This is a genomic window from Roseateles depolymerans, assembly GCF_003387155.1.
Lineage (GTDB): Bacteria > Pseudomonadota > Gammaproteobacteria > Burkholderiales > Burkholderiaceae_C > Roseateles > Roseateles depolymerans.
The window spans coordinates 317,503-338,347 of record NZ_QUMT01000002.1; the positions used below are offsets into that span (position 1 = coordinate 317,503).

Consider the following 20,845-nt stretch of genomic DNA (forward strand, 5'->3'; position numbering starts at 1 on the left):
AAGGGGTGCTCGTCCTCCCCTCGATGACCCCCTGGCGGGTGGCTGCGGCCAAGCGTTGATGCGAAGCAAAGTCTGAGCGGCTGAGACCGTTCACGATTACCGGCATGTCGCCTTCTTGAGACGGATGGCGCTCCATGACCCAGCCGGTACCGTCGCCGTGTCGATCCAATCGCCGCCATCTCGATCTCCATCGCGATCTCAGCCGCAGCCACTCCCGGTGCTGACGCGCTCCACCGCCTGGCAATGGACCCTGGTGCTGATCGCGCCGCTCTGCGGCATCGGCATCGTGCATCGTCTGCCCCGCTTGCCAGCGGCGTGGGAGTGGGCCGTGTGCGGCTGGATGCTGGTGCTCATGGTGTCGCTCTCTCTGAAGACGCGGCGCTGGTGGATGTGGGGTCTTGCGGCGCTGCTGCTCGGCTTCGTCTGGTGCGCCGCCCGCGCCCAGATGCGGATGGACGATCGGCTGGACCCGCGCCTGGAAGGCAAGACGCAGGCCGTGCAAGGACTTGTCGATTCACTGCCCCAGCAGGTGTTGGGCATGGGTGGGACCGAGGGCTGGCGCTTTGAGTTCAAGCTTTCGCCTCAGACGCCTCAGACGCCCCCGTGGCCCAGCCGCGTTCTGCTGTCCTGCTACGGCATGCCGTCAACGCCACAGGTCGGCGAGCGCTGGTCCTTGCAGGTCAAATGGCGGCGACCGCGCGGTCTGATGAATCCGCATGGCAGTGACAGCGCCCTGTGGCTGCTGTCCCAGAACATTCCCGCCGTCGGCAGTTGCAGCGGCAAAGCTCAGACGCGGGAGAGCGACGGCCGCCCTTGGTCCGTGGACGCCTGGCGGCAACGCTTTCGTGAAGCGATCCAGCGCGAGGTGGACGACGCCCGTGGAGCCGGCGTGCTCTCGGCCCTGAGCCTGGGCGATCAAGGCGCCGTGTCATCCGCGGACTGGGCCCTGTACCGGGACACCGGCGTGGCACACCTCTTGTCCGTTAGCGGCATGCACGTGACCATGTTTGCATGGATGGCGGGAGGCCTGGCGGGATGGTGCTGGCGGCGCAGTTCCCTGCTGTGTCTGTGGTGGCCGGCACCTCGCGCGGCCTTGTGGATCGGCATCCTGGCGGCAGGTGCGTATGCGCTCTTTTCGGGGTGGGGCGTGCCGGCGCAGCGGACCTTCGGGCTGCTGCTGATCCTGGCGCTGCTGCAACAGGCGCGCGCGCAATGGCCGTGGTCGATGAGCCTGGCCGTCGCGGCGCTGGGCGTGACCGGTGCCGACCCATGGGCGCTGACGCAGCCAGGGTACTGGCTGTCATTCGGGGCGGTGGCGCTGCTGATGTCGTCCGGCGGACTCCCTTCTGCAGTTTCATCGGCCGCCAACGGATCGCAGGGCGGCTGGCGCGCCACTGTCTTTGGGGGTCTGCGCTCGCAATGGGTCATCACGGTCGGCCTGGCCCCGCTGACCTTGCTGCTGTTCCAGCAGCTGTCGGTGGTGGGTCTGCTGGCCAATGCGCTGGCCATTCCCCTGGTGTCCTACGCCCTCACACCGCTGGCCTTGCTCGGCATTGTGTGGACCCCGCTTTGGCAGGCCGGCGCTTGGCTCGTCTCAGGGCTGAATCTCTGGCTGGAATGGCTGGACCGCGTGGACGCAGCCGTCTGGTTCTTGCCATGGGCGCCGTTGTGGGCGCAGGTGCTGGGTCTCGTGGGGGGCGTGGTGGTGGCGCTGCCGTGGACCTGGACGGTGCGTCTGGCTGGTCTTGGCCTCTGCGTGCCCCTGCTGTGGCCGGTCCTGTATCGACCTGACCCAGGAACCTTTGAGTTGCTGCTGCCGGATGTGGGGCAGGGCAGTGCGGCGGTGGTGCGCACCCACCGCTACACGCTGGTCTTCGACAGCGGTCCGGCCTGGGGCGTGGACGCGGATGCGGGGGATCGAGTCCTGCTGCCCCTTCTGCGCGGGCTGGGGGAGCGGACGCTGGACCTGCTGATGGTCAGCCACGCCGACCAGGACCATGCCGGCGGTACCGAGCCGCTGCTCCGAGGGCTGCATGTCACCCACCGCTGGGGCGCAGTGCCGGATGCACAGCCTTGCGAGCGGGGCCAGCACTGGGTGTGGGACCAGGTGCAATTCGACGTGTTGTGGCCGCCACCCGGCCAGGCCGCGGACCTCAAGCGCAATGCCAGCTCATGTGTGCTGCGCGTGGAAGCTGGCGGGAGACGCGTGCTGCTGACCGGCGACATCGAGGCGGCGCAGGAGGCGAAGCTGGTGACCATGGACGGATGGGAAGGCCTGGGGACCGATGTGCTGGTCGTGCCCCACCATGGCAGTCGCACCTCATCCACCGCCGCATTCGTGGACGCGACCTCCCCCACGGTGGCGGCTGTGCAGTCCGGGTACCTCAACCGTTTTGGTCATCCGCGTCCCGAGGTGGTGGACCGATACCGGCAGCGAGGGGCCTTGGTGGTCAACAGCCCGGACTGCGGCGCCTGGGTCTGGCGGAGCAGCACTCAAGCTATGCAAGCTAACTCCGCCGACCCAGCCAACCCAGCCAATCGCCTCAATTCCGCCAAGCCAGCGGTGCCAGCGGAGCCAGACGGGCCTGGCAAGCCAGACGTGCTTGACAAGCCTGACAAGCCTGATAAGCCCGATAAGCCCGATAAGCCCGATAAGCCCGACAGCGTCGCAATGTCAGGCCGGCCCTTCTGGACGTCCGGACTCGGACTCGAGCCGGGCTGCGAACGAGCGCACCGAAGGCGGTATTGGCTACCGCCTCCGGTCAGTGGCGTGCAAGGACCTGAAGGGCCTTGATCCGCGACGCCAGGCAAAGCCGCAGGGCTTACAGAGGGCTCGGCGTCCTCGTCGCAATGCTGCGAAGCGCCGGCAGCAAGTCACTCGGCTCTGGCCGTCGCGTGTAGTCCGGATTCACCTCCGCATACACGATCTCGCCGCTCGGGGCGATCACGTAGCGGGCCGGCATCGGCAGTGTCCAACTGGGGTCGGCATTGAAGCCTGGCAGATCGTTCTTGAGCTGCTTGTACAGGTCCACCAGATACTCAGGCAGCTCGAAGCGAAGACCGAAGGCTGCCGCCACTTCATTGCGCAGGTCCGACAGGATCGGAAACTCCACCCCGTTCTGCCGCGCCGACTTGCGGCTGTTGGCAGCCGTCTGCGGCGACAGGGCGACCAGGTTCGCGCCGGCGGCGCGGTAGTCCGGCAGGGCAGCCTGCAAGGCCTGCAGTTCCATGTTGCAGTACGGGCACCAGACGCCGCGGTAGAAGCTCACCACCAGCGGGCCGCGCTCCAGCAATTGCGCGGAACTGACCAGGGTGCCGTCGGCATCGGGCAGTGTGAACGCCGGGGCGCGGTCGCCCGCCTTGAGCGCACGCTGCGCCGCGCCTGACGCCACCAATTCGGCGGTCGCCCGGTGCATGACCGCAATCACCTCCGGCGGCACCTGGTAGGGCGGCTTGCCGGCTTCGAAGTCGGCCTTGAAGGCATCCAGTTGGGCTTGCAAAGACATCATGTTTCTTTCGTGTGCGGTTGGAGGGATGAATCAGGCGGCGGCAGCCATGGAGCGCGCCACTTCGGCGGCGCTGATGCCTTCCAGGGCCAGGCTATAGCCCACGCCTTCGTCGATGAGCCGGCGCAGCTTCTGCGTGAGGGCGATGCGGGTGTAGCGGCTGGTCAGCGGGGGCAACTGCGCCAGCGACTCGGCGATCTCATGGGCACGGGCCAGCAGCCGGTCGGCCGGCACGACCTCGTTCACCGCGCCCCAGGCCTGCGCAGTGGTCGCGTCCAATTCCTGCCGGGTCAGCAGGAAGTAGCGACCGCGGACGCTACCAATCACTTCCGGCCACAGCAGATTCACGCCGTCGCCGGGCACGATGCCGAATTCAAAATGCGGCTTGTCCTGGAACACGGTGGTGGGCGCAGCCAGCACGATGTCGGACAGCAGCACGTATTCGGAGTGCAGGCGGACGGGGCCGTTGAGCGCTGCAATCACCGGCACTTCGATGTCGAGCAGGTTCATCAGCACCTTCTTGCCTTCGCGGTAGATCTTGTCGTAGCCGCGCGGGGTGAAGAAGTCGAAGCCCTCGGGACTGATCGCGTCCATGAAGGCGTCGCCGGCGCCGGTCAGGATGACCACGCGGTTGTCCGGGTCCGAGCCGATCTGGTGGAAGAGCTCCACGAACTGCTCGTGGGTGTGACCGTCAAACACCAGCTTGCCGCCCTGGGTGTGCAGGGTGACCTCCAGGACGCCGCTGGGGGAGCGGGTCAGGCGGGCGTTGGCGAATGCGTTCTGGTAGCTGTCGAAGCGAGTCATGAAAATTCCTTGAAGGGTTGGGAATGGACTGAAGTGTTCCTCTGCGGCGGCCGGCATGGAAGATAGACTCCAGGCATACGATTCATTCCCGGTAGGAATACGATGGACAGGTTCCAGGCGATGACGGCCTTCGTGAGGGTGGTGGAGACTGGCTCGTTCTCCGCTGCGGCCAGGCTGCTGCAGGTGGGGCAACCCGCCGTCTCCAAGACGGTGGCGCAGCTCGAGTCGCAATTGGGGGTGAGCCTGCTGGTGCGCTCCACACGGGGGCTGACACCGACCGAGGCCGGCCAGCGCTTTCACGAGCATGCGAAGGTGGCGCTGCAGGAAGCGGAGGAGGCGGAACTGGCAGCGCGGGGCGCAGGGCGGGGCCTCTCCGGCGTGTTGCGCCTGTCCGCGGCGCCGACGTTTGCTCGCCTGCACGTCATTCCGCAACTGCCGCGCTTCCTCGACGCGCATCCGGATCTCTCCATCGACATGGTGCTGGACGACCGCCCCATCGACCTGGTGGCCGAGGGCATCGACCTGTCCTTGCGCACCGGCCAACTGTCGGACTCGGGCGCCGTGGCCCGGGTCCTGGCGCGCTCGCAGCGATCGGTGCTGGCGACGCCCGGCTATCTGGCGCGTGCGGGTCGCCCCCAGGTGCCCGCCGACCTGGCCGACCACGAGGCCCTGCTGTTCTCGCAGAACGCGCCGGCGTGGCAGTTCCAGAAGGGGACGGCGCAGTCCTCGGTCACCGTGCGCGGCCGGGTGCGGCTGAGCGCCGCGGAAGGCGTGCGCGCGGCGGTCCTGGCCGACATGGGCCTGACCATTGCGTCGGACTGGATGTTCGCGCCTGAACTGGCGGACGGGCGCGTGGAGCGCCTGTTGACCGACTGGTCGCTGCCGGAGATCGAGCTGTGGGCCGTCTATCCCACCGGTCGCCTGGCCAGTGCCAAGGCCAGAGCCTTTGCGGCCTTCATGGAAGCGTCGCTGCAAGAGCCGCCTACCCACGATCCCGATGTCCTGGGCTGACAGGCCGCTCCCACTGAAGGGGGAAGTGCCACCACCAATCGCCCATCCAGGGTGTCTCTGCCTGGATCCGCCCTTCGGCTTGCGCTAAAAGCACGGCCATCAAAAACAGGGAGTGTGGGAATGAATCGTTTGATGCGTCCACTGGGCGTTCTGATCGCCGGCGTGCTGGCCTGCGCGCTGGCCCAGTCGGCAGATGCCGTGACCCAAGCGCCGGATGAGCGGGACACCCCGGTCACCCAGCCGAGCACCGGCACCACCTTGAGCGGCTCCCTGCGGGTGGCTGCGGGCACCGGCCCCACCCCATTGATGGTGATCGTGCCAGGGTCCGGCGGGTGGGATCGAGACGGCAACCCATGGGGCGCCAAGGTGGGCAGCAACCACCAGCGCCTGCTGGCCGATGCACTGGCGGACGCCGGCATTTCCTCCCTTCGCTACGACAAGCGGGTATTGCCCACCGCCTCGCCGCCCACCAAGAACAGCGACATCCGCTTCGAGATGCAAGTGGACGATGTGGTCGCCTGGGTCAACCGATTCGCCGCCGACCCCCGCTTCAGTCGGGTGGTGGTTGTGGGCCACAGTGAAGGCGCGCTGATCGGCGCCCAGGCCGTGCAGCGTTCCAAGGCGGCAGCGCTGGTGGCGGTGGCCGGTGCGGCCGATCGGCTGTCCGACGTTTTGCGTCGCCAGGTCCACCCGAAGCTGCCCCCCGCCCTGGTGGCGGAGAGCGAGCGGATCCTGAAGACCCTGGAGAGCGGGAAGACAGTGGACGATGTGCCCGCCGAACTGATGAGCCTCTACTCGCCCACAGTCCAGCGCTTCCTGATCTCTTCCTTCGCCATCGACCCCCGCGTGGAATTCGCGAAGGTGAAGGTGCCCACGCTCATCGTGCAGGGCGCCACCGATGTCCAGGTGCTGGTCAAGGACGCCACGGCGCTCGCCCAGGCCCGCAAGGAAGCCTCGATCTGCATCATTGCAGGCATGAATCATGTCCTCAAGGATGCACCGGCAGGGGACCTGTCCTCCTACACCAACCTGACGCAGCCGCTGGACACGACCCTGGTCAAGGCGCTGGTGTCGTTTGATGCGTGGGTGGGCCAGGGCAAGCCCGGTGCGTGGACGCCCGTAGACGGCTGCCAATCCAAGACCGACTGAAGAGGGCCCCCTTTGGCGGCATAGCCCCGATGCGCGGCGCACGGGGACAATTCAAGAACAAGACCCGGGCTCACCGGGACCCCAAGAAAAGCGCTGCGGCCAGGCCCGGCCGGCGCATGCGAGGACCACACGAATGAATACGGCGGACTTCGAGCCCATGGTGGCTCGGTTGGAGAGGGAGAGTGAAACGTCCCCCTGGGGCTACAAGGCCAAGGTGGCCTTATTGGCCCTGTTGGGATTTGGCCTGCTGGGCCTGATGCTGGGCGTGGCCGGCGCCGGGCTGCTGGTGCTGGTGGGCATTGCGGTGGCGCTGTTGGCCACCGGGGGCGGCGCGCTCATCGTCTTGCTCAAGCTCGGCAAGCTGCTGGTGCTTCTGGCCCTGCCGCTGTGGTTCCTGGTGAAGTCCTCGCTGCAGGCGCTTTTCGTGCGGCTGCCGGCCCCTCAAGGGCTGCCGGTCACGCGCCAGCAAGCCCCGCATCTCTTCGCGGCGCTGGAGGACATGCGCCGACGCATGAAGGGCCCGCGTTTCCATCAAGTGCTGCTGGTGGACGACATGAACGCAGCGGTGGTGCAGCGTCCGCTGTTCGGTCTCATTGGCTTTCCGCGCAACTACCTGCTGCTGGGCCTGCCGCTGCTGGAAAGCACCAGTCCGGCCGAAGCGCTGGCAGTGGTGGCGCATGAATACGGCCACCTGGCCGGATCCCATGGCCGCTTCGGCGCCTTCATCTACCGGCTGCGGCTGTCCTGGGCCACCATCCAGGCCATCGTGGACCAGTGGACCGGCGTGCTGGCCGGCCTGCTGCGCAAGCCGCTGCGCTGGTATGCCCCTTACTTCAATGCCTACACCTTCGTGCTGGCCCGGGCCAACGAATACGAGGCCGATGCAGCCTCCGCGGCGCTGGTGGGCCGTGAGGCAGCCGTGTCGGCTCTCAAGCGGGTGGATGTGAGCGGACGGGACTACGCCCGATTCCTGGAGGCCACCTTCAAGACCATGCGCACCGAATCCGCGCCGCCGGACGACCTGTCCGACCGCTGGGCGCGCGTTGCCGCGGAACCGCTGCAACGGGACCGCGCCCGGCAGGACCTGGTCCAGGCGCTGGGACGCGACCCTGGCGTGGCCGACACCCATCCCAGCCTGCGTCAGCGGCTCAAGGCGCTGGGCGTGCCCGATCATCAGCTGGACGAGCCGCCCACACCCCTGACGACGGAATCGGCGGCGGTGCGCTGGCTGCGCGAGCACCTGCCTTCGGTCCGCAAGACCTTGCAGACGCAGTGGAAAGACCAAGTGTCACGGGGCTGGCGCGAGCAGTTCCAGGAATGGACGGAGCTGCGCCACCGACTGCAGAGCCTTCAGGCCCAGAATGAGCGCTCCGTGACGGAAGAACATGAGGTGCTGCGCCTGACGGTCCAGCTCCATCCGGACGACAACCATCTTCCCGCGGCCCGGGCCTTCAATGAGGCCCATCCGGACCTGGCCATTGGGCTGTACCTGGAAGGCATGCTCCGGCTCAAGGCGGACGATGAAACCGGCCTGGCCCTGCTGGACCGTGCGATGACGCTGGATGAGGAAGCGATCCGTCCCGCCTGCGAGCGCGCCTTCGAATTCCTGTCCCAGCGCAAGGATCCGCGGGCCCAGGCGTACGCCGACCGTTGGCAGCACCGGCAGAACTTCGAGGCGGAACGTCAGCGCCAGTTGAGCACGTTGGAGCCCGCAGGCGCGGTGACGCCCGCCGAGCTGAGCGCGGACGAGCGTGATGCGTTGGTGGAGATGCTGCGCACACTGAAGCCCCGCGTGGCAGGGGCCTGGGTGGCGCGGCGGGTCTTGCCGGCCGCACCGCAGGCCCGCAGCTTCGTAGTGGTGCTGCGCCCTGGATGGTGGACCCGCTGGCGCAACCAGGGAGGTCAGCTGCTTCAGGCCGCGGTCAACGGCGGGGAGACCGTTGCCGGGCATTTCTGCCTGGAGGTGGCACCGTACAAGGCGCTGTGCAAGCGCATTCAGGCGCAGGAGGGCGCACGACTGCTTTGAACAGCGCAGGGCGTGGCTCAGTCACGCCGCAGCGGCGCCGGCCCCGCCGCATTGCAATGTGGCAACGAAGCAGCACTGCGCCCGCCAGTTCGGTTTTGAGGGTCGGCAATCGGAGTAGAGTCAGACGTCGCCCACTCGATTCGCACGCCCATGTTGCTCCAGGATGTGCCCAGCCCGATTGATCTGACCCGCATGGATGACGCCCGTGAATGGGCGCAACAGGCGATGCTCAAACGTCCCTGGCGAACCGAGTTCTTCGCCGAGTTCGCGCGTGTGCTCGATGAAGGGGAAGCCCAGCAGGTGCTGGAACTGGGCTCCGGCCCCGGCTTCCTGGCTCGGCATCTGCTGGAGGCCCTGCCGCAGATCCAGTACACCGCGCTGGATTTTTCAGCCGCGATGCATCAGCTGGCGGCGGAGCGGCTGGGTGCCCTGCAATCCCGTGTGCGCTTCGTCGAGCGAAGCTTTCGTGAACCGGCCTGGGTGGAGGGACTGGGGCCCTTCGACCATGTCGTGACGCATCAGGCCGTGCATGAGCTGCGGCACAAGCGCTACACCCCCATGCTGCATGAACAGGTCCGAGGTCTGCTCGCGCCCGGTGGACGGTATCTCGTCTGCGATCACTTCTCCGGCCCCGGTGGCATGAAGAACGACCAGCTCTACATGAGCATCGACGAACAGCGCGAGGCGCTGCAGCGCGCCGGGTTTGCGCGGGTGGAGCCTGTGCTGCTCAAGCGTGGCCTGATGCTCTATCTGGCCTGCTGATCGGGCTGGCCGACGGCGGTGGACGCCGCCCCGGACTGCCCCGCCTTGCGCCAGCTCGCCAGCGTCGAGGCAAACTCGATCACCGCCATCGCGTAATAGCTGCTCTGGTTGTAGCGCGTGACGGTATAGAAGTTCTGCGTGCCGGCCACGTACACCGGGGCCGCTCCGCCCATCTGCAGCTCGATCAGCGCCAGCGGCCCGACATGGCTCAAGCCCTCCTGGCTGAGGTCCGCGCCAGCCGCGAGGAATTGGTTCACGTCCAGCTGCGGCAGCACATCGCTGACCAGCAGTTGCGCCCGCGCCGCCGTATCCACCGGGGGTTGCACGCTGTAATGGGTGGGCAGCCCCGGCTTCCAGCCATGCTCGCGCAGGAAGTGCGCCACCGAGCCAATGGCGTCCACCGGACTGTCGATCAGGTCGATGTGGCCATCCCGGTCGAAGTCGACCGCAAAACGCCGCCAACTGCCCGGCATGAACTGGCCCCAGCCCATCGCACCGGCATACGAGCCTTTCATGCTCAGCGGGTCCAGGCCGTTTTCGCGGGCCAGGATCAGGAACTGGCGCAGTTCTTCCCGGAAGTAGCCGCTGCGGTCCCGGGCGCCCGGCGGCAGCGGCGAGGGATAGTCAAAGGCCAGCGTGGTGAGCGCGTCCAGCACCCGGTAGCCGCCCATGATGCGTCCGTAGAAGGTCTCCACGCCGATGATGGCGGCAATGATCTGCGCCGGCACGCCGTAGGTGGCTTCGGCCCGGGCCAGGTCGGCCTCGTAGGTGGCCCAGAAGCCCAGGCCCGCCTGCAGTCGCTGCGGTTCGATGAAGCGCTGGCGGTACGCGCCCCAGTCCTTGGCCTGACCGGGGGCACCGGGCAGGATCAGCCGCTGCACGGACGCCTGCACCCGCGCCTGCGCCAGCAGCGTTTTCAGCGCTTGCGGGTCGTAGCCGAGGGCAGCAGCCTGCTGGTCGGCAAACTGCATCAGGTCGGCCCGCTCGCCAAAGGCGGGAGCCTGAGCGGCCGGGCGGAGCTTCAGGGGTTTTTTCTTGCCTGCCGTCGCGGCGGTGGCTACCAGGGGCAGGGCGGCCAGCGAGGGGAGTGCGGCGGCCCAGGAGGCGCCAAGAAGGGTACGACGTCGAAGGGTCATGCAAACTGCCAGAAAGTCGGTCGTGGGGGTCGTTCGTGTCGGTCGATCGTGCCGGCCGGTCCTGAGGATCGGCCACGGGGAGGGGCCTCAGGCGCGGTCGTCACGGGCGGTCGTCATCGGTGGTCGTGGGCGCTCATGGACAGCCGGGAAGCCCGTCAAGGCCGTTGCCGCCTCAAGGCCTCGCAGGCGTCCAGGAAACGCTTCTGCCATTGTGACGTGCCCACGGCCTGATCCTGGCGGTAGCGCTGAGCCTCCAGTTCCCGCAGGGCGTCCACCAGCGCCTGAGCGCGGTCGCCATGACGACTTTGCAGTTGCTGGGCCCATTGACGAGGCGTGTCCTGGTCGGTGGTGGTCAGGCCCAGTCCGTCCAGCGCACGGCGGATTCTGGCGCGCTGGCGCGACCATGGGTCATGCGGCCGTCGCTGCCAGGCCGCGATGCCCGCGCCCCCGACAGCCACCGCCGCGAAGGCCATGCCTGCCAGTTGCACCAGCAGTGACCAGTCCGGGTCTTCAAAGCCCAATTGCTTGAGCAGGTTCATCTGCTCGCCGGTGGAAAAGCTCAGCACCCGCTGCTGCCAGGCGTTGTTCAGCGATTCCCAGGCCCGGCGCATGCGTTGCAGCGATCCCGGGCTCACGGTGTCGAACACGCCGGCGATGGCACCCGGGGGGCGCTGCAGCCGCCGGCCTTGTACGCGATCGGGTGCTACCGCCGCCGTCGGGTCGACCCGGACCCAGCCGTCGCGGGGCGTCCAGTACTCCGCCCAGGCGTGCGCCATGGCCATGCGCACCACCATGTCCCCGTCCTGCGGCTCCAGATCGGACCCCTGGAAGCCGGTGACCACGCGGGTGGGCACGCCGGCGGCGCGCATCAGCACCACATACGCCGCGCTGAAATGCTCGCAGAAGCCCAGCTTGCGGTCGAACCAGAATTCGTCGATGGCGTGTGGTGTGAACTCGCCGTAGACGCCGGGGGACAAGGTGTAGGTGTAGCCATTGCTGCGGATCTGTCGCAGCAGGTCGGCGCTGATGGCGGCGGCGCGGTCGGCGTCGTCCTTCGACTCATACCGCTCCCGCAGCGCCGCCCCCAGCGCGATGGCGCGCGGATTCAGGCCCGCGGGCAGTTGCAGGTCCTGCGCCACCTCGGCTTTGGACTGCTTCGCCCCCCACCGGGCTTGCGGCCAGGCCTCGTACTCCAGTCGCAGTCGCTCGGTCACCGGTCGTGGTGCGATCCATTGGGCCTGGGAGCCGCGCACGAGGAGCATGTCGCTGACCCGCAGTCCATCGCCCGGCGGCGGCGGACTGAACTCGAGCATCGGCAGCACCGTCACCCGCAGCGCCTCCATGGTCACCTGGAAGCGGTAGACGGGCCCGGTCAGCCGGACGTCGTCGGCCGTGACGCTCCAGTACCCACGAGGGACCATCCAGGTGCGACCGTCGAAACGCGAGAGCACCTGCGCCCGGAAATACAGCTGGCTCTGCGGCGGTTGGGCGCCGTTGAACCGCAGACGCATCGCAATGCTGTCGTCCAGCGCTACGTCGGCAAACGAGCCGAATTCCATGGTGTCGGACAGGCCCGTGCGGGCGCCTGCATCCTTGGGCAGCCCCCACAGTGGCGGCAGCCGGGGAAACAGCATGAACAGCAGCAGCATCACCGGCAGTCCGAAGGCGGTGTTGCGCGCGGCGATGCGTGCCGCCAGCTTGAGGCTGGGCACCCCTTGCGGCATCTGGGCCAGCACCAACGCCGACAGCAGGCCCCAGACGCACAGCAGCGTCCACACCGCCGTCAGCAGCGACTGGGAATACAGGAACTGCGTCAGCACCAGGAAGAAGCCGAGGAAGAACACCACGAAGGCATCCCGTCGCGCTCGCAGCTCCAGGGTCTTCAGGCCCATCAGCATGGCCAGCATGGTGATGCCGGCCTCACGGCCGAGCAGGGTGCGGTGGGTGGTCCAGGTGAGCACCATGATCACCAACAGCGCCCCCACGAGCGTCCAGCGGCCGGGCAGGGCGCCGCTGCGCCAGGCCAGGCGGGCGCGCCAGGCCAGCACAATGGCCGTGACCGCCGAGCACCACCACGGCAGATGGCCCACATGCGGCACCAGCGTGGCCGCGATGATGGCCAGCAGGAACAGCGTGTCCCGCGCTTCCCGCGGCAACGGGCTGCGCAGGCGGGAGCGAGCGCCTGAAGGCGACAGCACGGCGCTCATGACCGGTCCTTTTGCAGCGTCAGGGCTTCCATGCAGACCCGGAAGTGATCCGGCCCGAGATCGGGGTCGAGGGTCAGCGAGCCCAGGCGCAGACCATACGGCAGGCCCGCTTCCTCGGCCCGCTGGATCCAGGCGGCCAGCCGCGACAGCCGGGCCTCGAACGGCAGGCCGCGCGTCTGTTCCAGGTCCAGCCATTGCTCGCTGGCGCGGCTGCCCAGGCGCTCGCGCACCAGCAGTGGGGCGGCGCCGCTGTTGATGCCGCCCGATGGGGGTTGCGGCTGGGCCAGGGCCATGGCGGATTTCTTCCAGAGGATCTGACGCGGGGAATCGCCGTGGCGGTAGGGACGCAGCCCGGGGTCTTCCCCCAGGCCCGGCTGGCCCTGGCCTTGGGGCAGCGCTTCTTCGCTCTGGCCGGCCTGCGGCGCATCGATCTCCGGGGCCGGATAGACCCAGGCCACCGCCGCTGGGCGCCACAGGCTCCAGGCGCCGAACAGCCCCAGCGGGAATCGTGACTCGATGCGCAGCACCGGCAGCAGATGCCGTCCGCGCGTGGGAAAACTCACCTGCAGATGCAGCTGCGCATGGCCCTGGGCCGGGACGTCGGTGAAGGCGATGTCGCTGAAGCGGCCCTCCGGCAGCCGCATGCCGACGCCCCACCGGGCCTTGCCGGTGTTGTGCAGGCGCACGTCCAGCAGCAAGGGCTGGCCCGCATAGGCAGCGGCCGGCTGCTTGAGATCCAGCTTGAGACCCCGCAGGTTGTTATGGGTGCTGTGCATCGAGGCCAGCCCGGCGCCGGCCAGCAGGAAGGTGAGCAGGTAGCCGAGGCTGAGCTGGTCGTTGATGGAAGCCAGCAGCAACAGCAGCAAGGTGGCGCAGAAGGCCACGCCCGGCCGGCTGGGCAGGATGTAGAGGTTGCGCTGGGTGAGCGAGGTGGTGTCGCTGCGCGGATGGCGCGCCTCCCACCAGCGGTCCCAGCGGTCCTGCCAGGGCCAGCGCCAGCGGGTGCGCGGGGCACCCCCTGCGTCACGAGTCAGACCCAGCTTCAGACGTTGGAGCATGGACGGCATACCGGCAAGAGCGGCGAAAAAAGCGAACGCAGCGAGCGCGGTCGCGGCCTCACGGCAGCGGCACCGCGGCCATCATCGCCCGGACCTGTTCACGCGCGCCCCGCGCACTGCCGCCGCGTGGACGCAGTCGGTGGGCGATGGTTTGGGGCAGGATGGCCTGCAGGTCGTCGGGAGAGACATAGTCGCGGCCGCTGAGCAGCGCCTTGGCCCGTGCTGCCCGCAGCAGCGCCAGGCCCGCCCGGGGGCTCAGGCCTTCCTGGAACCATTCCCCGGAGCGGGTGGCTTCCAGCAGGGCCTGCAGGTAGTCCAGCAGCGAAGGCGCCACATGCACCTGCAACACCTGGCGCTGCAACACCTGGAGCTGCTCCGGCGTCATCACCGGCTTGAGCTGGCGCAGTTGCTCGCGGCTGTCCTCGCCCATGAGCATCTCCCGTTCGGAATGGCGGTCGGGGTAGCCCAGGCTGATGCACATCAGGAACCGGTCCAACTGGGACTCGGGCAGTGGATGCGTGCCGAGCTGCTCGCTGGGGTTCTGGGTCGCGATCACGAAGAAAGGGCGGGGCAGGGGATGGGTCACCCCGTCCACGCTGACCTGGAATTCCTCCATCGCCTCCAGCAGCGCGCTCTGGGTCTTGGGACCGGCGCGATTGATCTCGTCGGCCAGCAACACCTGGCTGAAGACCGGACCCGGATGGAACTGGAAGGCTTGCGCCCCGGTGGCCGCGGCGGCCGGGTTGTAGACGCTGACGCCCAGCAGGTCGGCCGGCATCAGGTCGGTGGTGAACTGCACCCGGGAAAAACGCAGCCCCAGGGAGATCGACAGCACATGGGCCAGGGTGGTCTTGCCCACGCCGGGCAAGTCCTCGATCAGCAGATGGCCGCCTGCCAGCAGACAGGCCAGACAGTCCTCCGTCTGCGTCTGTTTCCCCTTGATGATCGTGCTAATCTGCCGACGCAGGTCGGCCAGTGGTTGAGACGTGAGCGTCATGGTGGCTTCGGAGTCCATCGGCGCACCATAGCGCAAAATCGCTGGGCATTCAGAGCAGGTCCGGCGTGTCCTTGGGAGTGTTTCACACAGATGTCTACCGCGTACCTCACCCATCAGGACTGCCACCGTCATGAGATGGGCGGCGGCCACCCGGAATGCCCGCAGCGGCTGGACGCCATCGAAGACTGGCTGATCGCCCACGGCATGGACGTCGCCCTGGACCGTCACGACGCGCCCAAGGTCGATCTGGCCTGTCTCGGTCGCGCCCATTCCGCCCGCTACGTCGCGGAAATGCAGGCCCTGCTGGAAGGGCTGGAGCGGGAAGCCGCAGGCGGCACCCCGGTCGCGCCCCGGGCGCTGGACCCCGACACTTTTGCCAATGGTCACACTTGGGCGGCCGCCTTGCGCGCAGCGGGCGCGGCGGTCCGGGCCACCGACCTGGTGCTGGACGGCCAGGCCGAGAACGCCTTCTGCGCGGTGCGCCCGCCCGGCCACCATGCCACCCGCGAGCAGGCCATGGGCTTTTGCTTCTTCAACAACGTGGCGGTGGCGGCGCGTCATGCGCTGGACGTGCGGGGCCTGGACCGGGTGGCGGTGGTGGACTTCGATGTGCACCACGGCAACGGCACGGAAGACATCCTGGCCAATGACGACCGGGTGCTGATGGTCAGCATCTTCCAGGACCCGCTCTACCCCTATAGCGGGGGCGAGCCGCTGGGGCCCAACATGTTGAATGTGCCGGTGCCGCCGTATACGCGGGGGCCGGAAGTGCGGGAGATGATCGAGGCCTTGTGGATGCCGGCCCTGGAGCGCTTCAAGCCCCAGATGGTGTTCATCTCGGCTGGTTTTGACGCCCACCGTGAAGACGACCTGGCGCAGCTGGGCCTGGTGGAGGCGGACTATGAATGGATCACGCTGCGGATCATGGACGTGGCCAGGCGCCATGCCAAGGGCCGCATTGTGTCCTGCCTGGAGGGCGGCTACCACCTGAGCGCCCTGGGGCGGAGCGTCGGCGTGCATCTGCGCGCGCTGGCAGGACTTTGATGGCTTGATGACTGACCCGACCTTGTTTTCCCTGACCGATTCCCTGAACCTGGCCGAGCTCAAGGCCCTGATCACCCAGCTGACCCAGCCCACGGCGCTGATCGAAGTGGGTCTGCTGTTGGCCTGCCTGGCCGTTTCCTGGCTGATCGTGCACGGCTTCAGCCGGCGATTCCCGGCGGCCAAAGGGCCGCAATCGGTGCTGCTGGGCCGGCGGGTGTTCGACGGCCTGCTGTTCCCGGTGCTGGCGCTGCTGCTGGCCTTTGCGGCCCGAGGGCTGATGCCGCTGCTGGGTCAGCCGGTGGCGCTGCTGCGGCTGGTGATTCCGGTGCTGATGTCGCTGGTGGTGATCCGCTTCGTGGCCCGGGTGCTGCGCGCGGCCTTCCCGGATTCCCTGGGCACGCGGCTGCTCGAGCGCAGTGTGTCCTGGGTGGCGTGGATTGGCTCCATCCTGTGGATCGTCGGGCTGCTGCCGGTGCTGGTGGACTGGCTGGACCACATTCCGGTGCGTTTCATGAAGCAGGGCACGCGCGTGCCGAGCCTGGCGGATGTGCTGGGCGACGTGCTGTCGGTGGGCCTGGTGATGATCCTGGTGCTGTGGCTGTCGTCCGGGGTGGAGTCGCGTTTTCTGCGTGGCAAGGTGGCCGACCTGTCGATGCGCAAGATCGCGGTGAACATCACCCGCACGCTGCTGCTGGTGACCGGGGCCTTGGTGGGGCTCAAGACGTTCGGGCTTGATCTGAGCGCCTTGTCCTGGCTGGGCGGGGCGGTGGGCGTGGGCCTGGGTTTTGGTCTGCAGAAGATCGCGGCCAACTATGTGTCGGGCTTCATGATCCTGGCGGAGCGTTCGCTGCGAATCGGGGACATGGTCAAGATCGACAACTTCGAAGGCCGCATCAGCGACATCAAGACCCGCTACACCGTCATCCGGGCGCTGGGCGGGCGTGAGGCCATCGTGCCGAATGAGACGCTGATCACCAATCGGGTGGAGAACCTGTCCCTGGCCGACCCGCAGGTGCTGGTGAGCACGGTGGTGCAGGTGGCCTATGGGACCGACCTGGATGCGCTGTTCCCGCAACTGATCGAAGAGATCCGCCAGGTGCGGCGCGTGCTCAGCGACCCGGGGCCGAGCGTGAACCTGAGCGCCTTCGCGGCGGATGGGCTGGAGCTGACCTGCTCGTTCTGGATCTCGGACCCGCACAACGGGCAGGGCGGGGTGAAGTCCGAGGTGAACCTGGCGATCCTGCGCTTGCTCAACCGGCTGAATATCGAGATTCCGTATCCGCAGCGGGTGGTGAGGACGGTGGCGGCGGGGACGTAAGGAAGCCCGGCCGCTTAGGCCGGGCGATTCTTTAACTGTTTAACGCAGACCGTCCAGCAGCCACCACGAATGCGGCTGGCCGGCGAAGACCATGAGTTTCCCGTCGCGGCGGAAGGTCGCAAGCCTGAACGAGAAGGGGAGCTCCAGAGCGTCCCGGTCCGCAAACAGATTTTTCGCCATCGGACTGTCCTGCGCGATGTCGGTGAACTGGCCCGATGATTCGAGTCGTCGCAACGTCCGGCGGTTTTCAGAACTTGTGTACTCTTCGTCCAGGACATAGATCTTGCCGTCGGGCGAGACCACGATGTTGGGGGCAGGCCAATACAGTCGGCTTTCGCGGGCTGCACTCTGGTCGGTCGTGCCGCCCAGCACCGTGAGCGAGTTGTCTGGCTCTAGCCGGTGTATGCGGTTGGCGCGCGCGATCAGCAACTGCCCGGCGGGCGTCATGCCAAGTTCCACCGAGGCACGATCCGGGAAGTTCAGAACCGTCGTTGCCTCGCCCGTCGGGGACACCCGCACAAGGCGCGAAAAGTCGTCGATCAAAAAGGCCGTACCTCCGGGAGTCACGACCAGCCTCGTAATCTGATTGAACTTTGCCGCGCCGCCGATGCCGTCTGCGGTGCCTCGCGAGGACGAACCGGCCAGCGTGCGGATGTATCCAGTGGACGCATCACGACGTCGCAACGCAGAGTCGTTGCCGTCACTGAAATAGATGTTGCCGGCGGCGTCAGTGACGATGTGGGAGGCGCCGCTGATGATTGCGTCCCCCGATGGCCCGTCCGCCATCACGCCGGGCTGGCTCACCACGATGGCGGAAGAATCGTGCGAGGAGACGTAGTAGCGGTAGATGGTTCCTTTGCTGGCGAACACGACATTGTCGTTCTCGTCCATTGCAATACCGAATCCTGGCGCCACACCCCCCGTGCGACTGTTCGCAAAAGGTACGACGGCCTCATTGGTGTCGGCTGAGCGGCCAAATTGCACATTGGAAGTGCCGTAGTCCAGCCGAATCCAATCCACCGTGGGCCGCCAATCCCCCGTGGTCCAGGCGGTTGTCGCATCGACCGAAACGATGGTGCTGCCATAGACGTTGATGGCCACGGTGCGCACTGCGTTGTCCTTGTCGATCACGCGAAGCAAGCCTTGCCCCAACACCAGAACGCTGCCGTCGGCAGCCATGGTCATGGCCATGTCGGCGAGATTGGCACAGCCGCCAGCCGGGGTCACCGGAGACCCTGAGAAATACTGGAACTGGGCCACGCCGGACACCTGCCCGTCGGTGCCAATGCGGCGCACACCAAAGCACCTGTCGGCGACCAACACCTCGCCGTTCGCTCGGACCGTCACACCACTGAGCTCGCCAAAACGCGCCGAGCTAGCGGTGCCGTCGACCCATGCCGGCGACCCATCATCCGATCCGGCCACCACGCTAAGGCGGCCCTCCTTCACGCGCATCAGTTGGCGTGATGTCGTGATGTAGATCGAGCCGTCCGGGCCGACCGCCATGCCGGTGGCGCCCAGATTCAATTTTTTGGCCGCGTTCTCATCCCCACCGACCAGCACGAGGGGGTCGAAGGTAGTGACCTCCCCCTTGGGAGTGACCGAGCGCAGGGCACCCTTATCGTAGAAATAGATCGTGTCGTCGGCAGCAATGGCCATTGGCGTGCTGAAGCTGCTCAGCCGCGCCTCGGGACCGGTGCCATCGACCAGTCCTTCGATGCCGCTGGCGCCCACAAAGTCTGACCAGATGCCGGTCGGTGTGACTTTGCGGATGACCTGATTTCTCGCATCAAGGATGAATGTATTGCCGGCTTTGTCTCGCACGATGGCAGTACGACCGCCCCCCAAAAGGGAGAGGGGCCCGTAGTTGATCGAGCCTGGCCCAGCCAGGTTGGTCTGTAGCATCGTCGGTACGGCCACCGAGGACACGACCAATGTGCGCTTGGCGCTGATCTTGCGGCCATACCGATCGGTGCCGGTCAGTTCAACGTCATAGCGGCCTGCGGTGTCGAAGCTTCGGACCATGGCGGCCGTGTCGCCTGTGGCGCCGTCGCTGAAGGTCCACCGATAGGTCATGCCCGCTGGCGCCGTGATGGGATTGATGTACCGAGGGTCCGACGAGTAGGGAACGACGCCCGAAGCGGCGAAACGCACCCGCGCGCCAGGGAGCAGTGGGATCTTCGGATCCACCGACTGCGAAATCTGCAATTCACCCGCGTTCGGCAAGACGGTGACTTTGGTCGTTACGACCTGCTGGTCGCCGGCTCGACCCGTCAGGGTGGCCGTCACCACAAACTCGCCGGTCTTGGCATAGTTGTGGGTGACGGAGCCTTCTCCGACGTAATCCGTTTGCGAGGTTCCGTCGCCGAAGTCCCACACGATGCGGTCAGCCGTGCCGACGCCACTGGCCTTGAGCGAGATGCGTTGGGAAGCGAACGGATCGGTCGGCACACTGGCTTCGACTTTCCAGCCACTCAGCGGTGTCGAGCCAGCAGGCGGTTTCTGGCCTGAGGTGGGCGTAGGTGACTCAGGCGAGTCGCCTCCTCCGCCCCCGCAGGCAGTCAGCAGCGCGAGCACGGCGGAGCCGGCGATGACTCGCCAGCGCGAAATAAATCGATTCACGAAAAGTCCTCCCTGGTCCGCCGCGAGAATTCTTGGAGTGGCGCCCGGATGAGGGCAGTGCACGCGGCGTGGCTGTGTCGGGAATGTTAACGAAGTGTTGGGCCTGTTCGAGCCCGCTCGAGCTTTGATCCCTTGAATGGAGGGCCAGCGATGGGCCGATCTCCTTTCCCCAGCCAAACCACCAGTCAGCACTCTGGGTTCTTTGGCAAACTCGTCACCCCTCTTGCGCCCCGATCCTGTGGTCAATGCCCATGCCGTCCATTGTTTTGTCCCTTGGAAGCCTGATCGCGCTGCTCGGCAGTGCATCAGCCTTTGCAGGCGTCGAGCCGTTTACCTGTCCCCCGCTATTGCCAGCAACGCTCCAGCAGGCGCAGGAAACGCCTGCCGGTTTCGTCGCGACACAGGAGCCAGCGAAACACGTGCTGGATGCCTTTCGCATCAATGAAGGTCCATTGGAAAAGCGGGCGGGCGCCATTGACGACGATGTGAAGACGCAGACGGATGCGAAGGGCACGGTCACGGAGCGGTGGGTTTGGTCGGTGCCCAAGACGCCCGGGGCTTTGGTCATCTGTGGCTATTCCTTCACCAGTGTGGTCCTGACTCGATCTTTGGAGGGGTACTCCACCTGCACGGCGGTCAGCCGCAAGCAGAAAGGCGGGGCGTTCGAGTTGCAGAGTGCCGAGTGCCACTAGCCGCAGCGGTTCTCTCGACGTGTCGACCGGCCCTGAATCCCGGCTGCTTCTTGATCGTGAGAACCGGCAGGCGCTGACTTGGCTTCGTCGCCACCACACGAATCGTCGCCGAACGAAGGCGACCTCGATAGGCCATGACGCTGACGTCACCCAATGACTGCAGGCAGGCCGGCCCGCTCATTGGCAGGTCGTCGTCGGGCGTGAACGGAACTTCCAAGCGATACCGTCCGAAGCGATCGGCGGCGGCCATGACTGGCCCCGCAGCCTGATGCGACTGTATCCAGGTCGCCCGTACCCGCGCGCCAACAGCCGGTTGACCGGATCGGTCGAGCACCTGCCCTTCCAGAACGTAGGTGATGGTTAGACATTTGGACTGCGCATGTATCGGCAGCGACGCCAGCGCCCATGCAATCGGCAGAAGTATGAGAATCCGTTTCATTGAATTCATTCCACTGCGCGTCAGCATGAAAACGGGATGAGTCCCGTAAAGACGCCGACTATGACGCCAACGAC

The 20,845-nt window shown here is 66.9% G+C and carries 15 protein-coding genes; 8 read left to right on the forward strand and 7 right to left on the reverse strand.

The genetic code is table 11. The features are described from left to right. Positions 1–217: 217 nt before the first annotated feature. Positions 218–2,794 carry a DNA internalization-related competence protein ComEC/Rec2 gene (locus DES44_RS09415; RefSeq protein ID WP_058934720.1) on the forward strand — a complete coding sequence of 859 codons (2,577 nt, stop codon included), beginning with the start codon at positions 218–220 and terminating at the stop codon, positions 2,792–2,794. 28 nt (positions 2,795–2,822) lie between these two features. Here the strand turns inward: DES44_RS09415 and DES44_RS09420 are convergent, their stop codons facing one another. Both DES44_RS09420 and DES44_RS09425 read right to left on the reverse strand, forming a co-directional pair. Next, a complete protein-coding gene (locus DES44_RS09420) occupies positions 2,823–3,506 on the reverse strand; it encodes a peroxiredoxin-like family protein (RefSeq protein ID WP_058937345.1) in 684 nt (227 codons plus the stop codon). Positions 3,507–3,539: 33 nt separating this feature from the next. Then, positions 3,540–4,310: an enoyl-CoA hydratase/isomerase family protein gene (locus DES44_RS09425; protein WP_058934721.1), complete on the reverse strand. Its 771-nt coding sequence runs from the start codon at positions 4,308–4,310 to the stop codon at positions 3,540–3,542. Between the two features lie 102 nt (positions 4,311–4,412). Between DES44_RS09425 and DES44_RS09430 the strand changes: the two genes are divergently transcribed. From DES44_RS09430 to DES44_RS09445, 4 genes are all read left to right on the forward strand, one after another. After that, positions 4,413–5,321, forward strand: coding sequence for a LysR family transcriptional regulator (locus DES44_RS09430; protein WP_058934722.1), 909 nt, complete (start codon positions 4,413–4,415; stop codon positions 5,319–5,321). Positions 5,322–5,441: 120 nt separating this feature from the next. Next, positions 5,442–6,470 carry an alpha/beta hydrolase gene (locus DES44_RS09435; protein ID WP_083525503.1) on the forward strand — a complete coding sequence of 343 codons (1,029 nt, stop codon included), beginning with the start codon at positions 5,442–5,444 and terminating at the stop codon, positions 6,468–6,470. A 133-nt stretch (positions 6,471–6,603) separates the two neighbouring features. Next, a complete protein-coding gene (locus DES44_RS09440; protein WP_058934724.1) occupies positions 6,604–8,496 on the forward strand; it encodes a M48 family metallopeptidase in 1,893 nt (630 codons plus the stop codon). Positions 8,497–8,646: 150 nt separating this feature from the next. Continuing rightward, positions 8,647–9,258: a class I SAM-dependent methyltransferase gene (locus DES44_RS09445; protein ID WP_198164938.1), complete on the forward strand. Its 612-nt coding sequence runs from the start codon at positions 8,647–8,649 to the stop codon at positions 9,256–9,258. Here DES44_RS09445 and mltB read toward each other — a convergent pair. The 4 genes from mltB to DES44_RS09465 form a co-directional block, all read right to left on the reverse strand. Next, on the reverse strand, positions 9,243–10,394 hold the full coding sequence (mltB, locus tag DES44_RS09450; protein WP_058934725.1) for a lytic murein transglycosylase B: 1,152 nt from the start codon (positions 10,392–10,394) through the stop codon (positions 9,243–9,245). The two genes, DES44_RS09445 and mltB, sit on opposite strands and share 16 nt — an antisense overlap. 155 nt (positions 10,395–10,549) lie before the next feature. Further along, positions 10,550–12,601, reverse strand: coding sequence for a transglutaminase TgpA family protein (locus tag DES44_RS09455; RefSeq protein ID WP_058934726.1), 2,052 nt, complete (start codon positions 12,599–12,601; stop codon positions 10,550–10,552). Next, positions 12,598–13,659: a DUF58 domain-containing protein gene (locus tag DES44_RS09460; RefSeq protein ID WP_083526025.1), complete on the reverse strand. Its 1,062-nt coding sequence runs from the start codon at positions 13,657–13,659 to the stop codon at positions 12,598–12,600. Before DES44_RS09460 ends, DES44_RS09455 begins: the two co-directional genes overlap by 4 nt. 58 nt (positions 13,660–13,717) lie before the next feature. Next, a complete protein-coding gene (locus DES44_RS09465; RefSeq protein WP_058937347.1) occupies positions 13,718–14,656 on the reverse strand; it encodes an AAA family ATPase in 939 nt (312 codons plus the stop codon). A gap of 90 nt (positions 14,657–14,746) precedes the next feature. Between DES44_RS09465 and DES44_RS09470 the strand changes: the two genes are divergently transcribed. Beyond that, the gene (locus tag DES44_RS09470; RefSeq protein WP_083525505.1) at positions 14,747–15,700 is read left to right on the forward strand and encodes a histone deacetylase family protein; all 954 of its coding nucleotides are present in this window, start codon (positions 14,747–14,749) and stop codon (positions 15,698–15,700) included. A gap of 7 nt (positions 15,701–15,707) precedes the next feature. Further along, positions 15,708–17,018: a mechanosensitive ion channel family protein gene (locus tag DES44_RS09475; protein ID WP_058934729.1), complete on the forward strand. Its 1,311-nt coding sequence runs from the start codon at positions 15,708–15,710 to the stop codon at positions 17,016–17,018. 39 nt (positions 17,019–17,057) lie between these two features. On the opposite strand, the gene DES44_RS09480 is transcribed toward DES44_RS09475, so the two are convergent. Beyond that, on the reverse strand, positions 17,058–19,640 hold the full coding sequence (locus DES44_RS09480; RefSeq protein WP_170156638.1) for a PKD domain-containing protein: 2,583 nt from the start codon (positions 19,638–19,640) through the stop codon (positions 17,058–17,060). A 251-nt stretch (positions 19,641–19,891) separates the two neighbouring features. On the opposite strand from DES44_RS09480, the gene DES44_RS24610 reads away from it, so the two are divergent. Beyond that, on the forward strand, positions 19,892–20,332 hold the full coding sequence (locus tag DES44_RS24610; RefSeq protein ID WP_147307033.1) for an STY0301 family protein: 441 nt from the start codon (positions 19,892–19,894) through the stop codon (positions 20,330–20,332). Positions 20,333–20,845 lie beyond the last annotated feature (513 nt).